Origin of the sequence: Curtobacterium sp. AG1037 (genome assembly GCF_003349855.1) — a bacterium.
Lineage (GTDB): Bacteria > Actinomycetota > Actinomycetes > Actinomycetales > Microbacteriaceae > Curtobacterium > Curtobacterium citreum.
Window position 1 is genome coordinate 1 of sequence record NZ_QQAO01000019.1, and the last position, 5,581, is coordinate 5,581.

General features: G+C 55.9%; 3 rRNA genes. All 3 read left to right on the forward strand.

The annotated features are described in order from the left end of the window. The first annotated feature begins 206 nt into the window (after positions 1-206). Positions 207-1,728: ribosomal RNA gene (locus DEU32_RS16755) — 16S ribosomal RNA — on the forward strand. Positions 1,729-2,189: 461 nt separating this feature from the next. Then, a 23S ribosomal RNA gene (locus DEU32_RS16760) occupies positions 2,190-5,319 on the forward strand. A gap of 138 nt (positions 5,320-5,457) precedes the next feature. After that, positions 5,458-5,574 (forward strand): 5S ribosomal RNA (gene rrf / locus DEU32_RS16765). The 16S, 23S and 5S rRNA genes sit together here, the layout of an rRNA operon. Positions 5,575-5,581: the final 7 nt, after the last annotated feature.

Below are 5,581 nucleotides of genomic sequence, written 5' to 3' on the forward strand. Positions count from 1 at the left end.
CGGGCTGATTGGTGGGTGCGTCTGGTCCTTGAGAACTCAACAGCGTGCACATTGTCAATGCCAATTATTTTGACCCCGTGCGATCGTGGCTCTTTTGGGGGTCACGGTTGTCGGAGACAATTCCTTTTGGATTGAATTGATTGTCAGTAGACAGTCTTTACGGTCAGTTTCAACTCGCTGACACTTTCGGGTGTTGGTTGTATTTTTTTACGGAGAGTTTGATCCTGGCTCAGGACGAACGCTGGCGGCGTGCTTAACACATGCAAGTCGAACGATGATGCCCAGCTTGCTGGGTGGATTAGTGGCGAACGGGTGAGTAACACGTGAGTAACCTGCCCCTGACTCTGGGATAAGCGTTGGAAACGACGTCTAATACTGGATATGACTGCCGGCCGCATGGTCTGGTGGTGGAAAGATTTTTTGGTTGGGGATGGACTCGCGGCCTATCAGCTTGTTGGTGAGGTAATGGCTCACCAAGGCGACGACGGGTAGCCGGCCTGAGAGGGTGACCGGCCACACTGGGACTGAGACACGGCCCAGACTCCTACGGGAGGCAGCAGTGGGGAATATTGCACAATGGGCGAAAGCCTGATGCAGCAACGCCGCGTGAGGGATGACGGCCTTCGGGTTGTAAACCTCTTTTAGTAGGGAAGAAGCGTAAGTGACGGTACCTGCAGAAAAAGCACCGGCTAACTACGTGCCAGCAGCCGCGGTAATACGTAGGGTGCAAGCGTTGTCCGGAATTATTGGGCGTAAAGAGCTCGTAGGCGGTTTGTCGCGTCTGCTGTGAAATCCCGAGGCTCAACCTCGGGCTTGCAGTGGGTACGGGCAGACTAGAGTGCGGTAGGGGAGATTGGAATTCCTGGTGTAGCGGTGGAATGCGCAGATATCAGGAGGAACACCGATGGCGAAGGCAGATCTCTGGGCCGTAACTGACGCTGAGGAGCGAAAGCGTGGGGAGCGAACAGGATTAGATACCCTGGTAGTCCACGCCGTAAACGTTGGGCGCTAGATGTAGGGACCTTTCCACGGTTTCTGTGTCGTAGCTAACGCATTAAGCGCCCCGCCTGGGGAGTACGGCCGCAAGGCTAAAACTCAAAGGAATTGACGGGGGCCCGCACAAGCGGCGGAGCATGCGGATTAATTCGATGCAACGCGAAGAACCTTACCAAGGCTTGACATACACCGGAAACGGCCAGAGATGGTTGCCCCCTTGTGGTCGGTGTACAGGTGGTGCATGGTTGTCGTCAGCTCGTGTCGTGAGATGTTGGGTTAAGTCCCGCAACGAGCGCAACCCTCGTTCTATGTTGCCAGCGCGTTATGGCGGGGACTCATAGGAGACTGCCGGGGTCAACTCGGAGGAAGGTGGGGATGACGTCAAATCATCATGCCCCTTATGTCTTGGGCTTCACGCATGCTACAATGGCCGGTACAAAGGGCTGCGATACCGTAAGGTGGAGCGAATCCCAAAAAGCCGGTCTCAGTTCGGATTGAGGTCTGCAACTCGACCTCATGAAGTCGGAGTCGCTAGTAATCGCAGATCAGCAACGCTGCGGTGAATACGTTCCCGGGCCTTGTACACACCGCCCGTCAAGTCATGAAAGTCGGTAACACCCGAAGCCGGTGGCCTAACCCTTGTGGAAGGAGCCGTCGAAGGTGGGATCGGTGATTAGGACTAAGTCGTAACAAGGTAGCCGTACCGGAAGGTGCGGCTGGATCACCTCCTTTCTAAGGAGCATCTGGCTCGTCCCCGTGTCTGCAGTAGGCAGGTGTGGGGTGGGTCCAGGCGCCTGGTTCGGACCGAACGTGTCCGACGGGTAGCTCATGGGTGGAACATTGACAGTGCAGTCGGGAGCGCAGCTTCCGGCCCTAGTACGCCAGCTTGCTGGTTGGGACGGGTCGGTGGTGAGTGGGTCGGCTGGTGCACGTTGTTGGGTCCTGAGGGACCAGGCTTCCCGGTCGCTGCCCCAGTGTGGGTGGTGGTTTCGGGGGTTGAGCCGGCGGAGTGATCCGTCAGGGTTCTTCGGTGGGCCACATGAAGCTGATGCGTTGGTGTCGGTGGGGTGTGGTGCCGATCGTATGTTGAGAACTACACAGTGGACGCGAGCATCTTTGAAATCGCTTGCAATGGTTGGTCGGCCTTCGGGTGGGCTTGTCGTTGTGAGTGGATTGCAATTTTTAATCTTTGTGGTCAAGTTTCTAAGAGCAAACGGTGGATGCCTTGGCATCTGGAGCCGAAGAAGGACGTAGAAATCTGCGATAAGCCTCGGGGAGCTGATAATCGAGCTGTGAGCCGAGGATTTCCGAATGGGGAAACCCCGCCAGGCGCTTTTGTGACCTGGTGACTCCCGCCTGAATATATAGGGCGGGTAGAGGGAACGTGGGGAAGTGAAACATCTCAGTACCCACAGGAAGAGAAAACAACATGTGATTCCGTGAGTAGTGGCGAGCGAAAGCGGATGAGGCTAAACCGATCATGTGTGATAGCCGGCGGGCGTTGCATGGTCGGGGTTGTGGGACACGTCGCTCAGTTCTGCCGGACTGGGGCGGTTACAGCGCATCATAGTCGAACCGGTTCGAAAGCCGGGCCGTAGTGGGTGCCAGCCCCGTAGACGAAATGGTGTTATGGCCGGATGTGTATCCCAAGTAGCACGGGGCCCGAGAAATCCCGTGTGAATCTGTCAGGACCACCTGATAAGCCTAAATACTCCCAGATGACCGATAGCGGACAAGTACCGTGAGGGAAAGGTGAAAAGTACCCCGGGAGGGGAGTGAAATAGTACCTGAAACCGTTTGCTTACAAACCGTCGGAGCCTCCTTGTAGGGGTGACGGCGTGCCTTTTGAAGAATGAGCCTGCGAGTTAGTGATATGTGGCGAGGTTAACCCGTGTGGGGCAGCCGTAGCGAAAGCGAGTCTGAATAGGGCGATACAGTCGCATGTCCTAGACCCGAAGCGAAGTGATCTATCCATGGCCAGGTTGAAGCGACGGTAAGACGTCGTGGAGGACCGAACCCACTTCAGTTGAAAATGGAGGGGATGAGCTGTGGATAGGGGTGAAAGGCCAATCAAACTTCGTGATAGCTGGTTCTCTCCGAAATGCATTTAGGTGCAGCGTTGCGTGTTTCTCGCCGGAGGTAGAGCTACTGGATGGCCGATGGGCCTCAACAGGTTACTGACGTCAGCCAAACTCCGAATGCCGGTGAGTGAGAGCGCAGCAGTGAGACGGTGGGGGATAAGCTTCATCGTCGAGAGGGAAACAACCCAGACTACCAACTAAGGCCCCTAAGCGTGTGCTAAGTGGGAAAGGATGTGGAGTTGCACAGACAACCAGGAGGTTGGCTTAGAAGCAGCCACCCTTGAAAGAGTGCGTAATAGCTCACTGGTCAAGTGATTCCGCGCCGACAATGTAACGGGGCTCAAGCACACCGCCGAAGTTGTAGATTTCGCACACCGATTAGCCTTCGTGGTTCAGTCGTGCGGAGTGGTAGGAGAGCGTCGTGTGGCGAGTGAAGCGGCGGAGTAATCCAGCCGTGGACGCCACACGAGTGAGAATGCAGGCATGAGTAGCGAAAGACGGGTGAGAAACCCGTCCTCCGAAAGACCAAGGGTTCCAGGGCCAGGTTAATCCGCCCTGGGTAAGTCGGGACCTAAGGCGAGGCCGACAGGCGTAGTCGATGGACAACGGGTTGATATTCCCGTACCGGCGAACAACCGCCCAAGCTAATCCAGTGGTGCTAAGAGTCCTAACCCGGGCTTACTGGATCCCTTCGGGGTGATGGTGTCCGGTCTAACGCTCGACCCCATGCTGGTGCGGCTAGCGTATGAACAGGTGTGACGCAGGAAGGTAGCTGAGCCAGGCGATGGTATCCGTAAGGTGAACCTGGTGTAAGGATGTAGGGCTGACGATAGGCAAATCCGTCGTCTGTGTGCCTGAGATCCGACGCGTACCCGTTTTGGGGAAATCAGTGATCCTATGCTGCCGAGAAAAGCATCGACGCGAGGTTGCAGCCGCCCGTACCCGAAACCGACTCAGGTGGTCAGGTAGAGAATACCAAGGAGATCGAGAGAATCGTGGTTAAGGAACTCGGCAAAATGCCCCCGTAACTTCGGGAGAAGGGGGGCCGGACACGTGATACGAACTTGCTTTGTTGAGCGTTGAAGGCCGCAGAGACCAGTGGGAAGCGACTGTTTACTAAAAACACAGGTCCGTGCGAAGTCGCAAGACGATGTATACGGACTGACGCCTGCCCGGTGCTGGAAGGTTAAGAGGAAGGGTTAGCCTTTGGGCGAAGCTCTGAATTTAAGCCCCAGTAAACGGCGGTGGTAACTATAACCATCCTAAGGTAGCGAAATTCCTTGTCGGGTAAGTTCCGACCTGCACGAATGGCGTAACGACTTCCCAGCTGTCTCAACCGCGAACTCGGCGAAATTGCACTACGAGTAAAGATGCTCGTTACGCGCAGCAGGACGGAAAGACCCCGTGACCTTTACTACAGTTTGGTATTGGTGTTCGGAGTGGCTTGTGTAGGATAGGTGGGAGACTGTGAAGCGGGCACGCTAGTGTTCGTGGAGTCATTGTTGAAATACCACTCTGGTCACTTTGGATGTCTAACGTAGGACCCTGATCGGGTTCATGGACAGTGCCTGATGGGTAGTTTAACTGGGGCGGTTGCCTCCCAAAGAGTAACGGAGGCGCCCAAAGGTTCCCTCAACCTGGTTGGCAATCAGGTGGCGAGTGTAAGTGCACAAGGGAGCTTGACTGTGAGACTGACAGGTCGAGCAGGGACGAAAGTCGGGACTAGTGATCCGGCAGTGGCTTGTGGAAGCGCTGTCGCTCAACGGATAAAAGGTACCTCGGGGATAACAGGCTGATCTTGCCCAAGAGTCCATATCGACGGCATGGTTTGGCACCTCGATGTCGGCTCGTCGCATCCTGGGGCTGGAGTAGGTCCCAAGGGTTGGGCTGTTCGCCCATTAAAGCGGTACGCGAGCTGGGTTTAGAACGTCGTGAGACAGTTCGGTCCCTATCCGCTGCGCGCGTTGGAAATTTGAGAAGATCTATCCCTAGTACGAGAGGACCGGGATGGACGAACCTCTGGTGTGTCAGTTGTTCTGCCAAGGGCACCGCTGATTAGCTACGTTCGGACCGGATAACCGCTGAAAGCATCTAAGCGGGAAGCCGTCTTCGAGATGAGATTTCCATGCACCTTGAGTGTGAGAGGCTCCCAGCAGACTACTGGGTTGATAGGCCGGATGTGGAAGCGGGGACTAACGACCCGTGGAGCTGACCGGTACTAATAAGCCGAAGACTTGACAACACACTTTTTACCCACACCATTCGTGGTGTGGGGCTCGCGTCCACTTTGTGGTTCCCGACAGACGATCGGGAACATGAAACTGAACACCGCGCATGCGCGGGACAGCTTTCTTGATCCGATGGGTCAAGTCGAAGGTGTTCCGGTGGTCATAGCGAGAGGGAAACGCCCGGTCACATTCCGAACCCGGAAGCTAAGCCTCTCAGCGCCGATGGTACTGCAAGGGGGACCTTGTGGGAGAGTAGGACGCCGCCGGACTCAACGT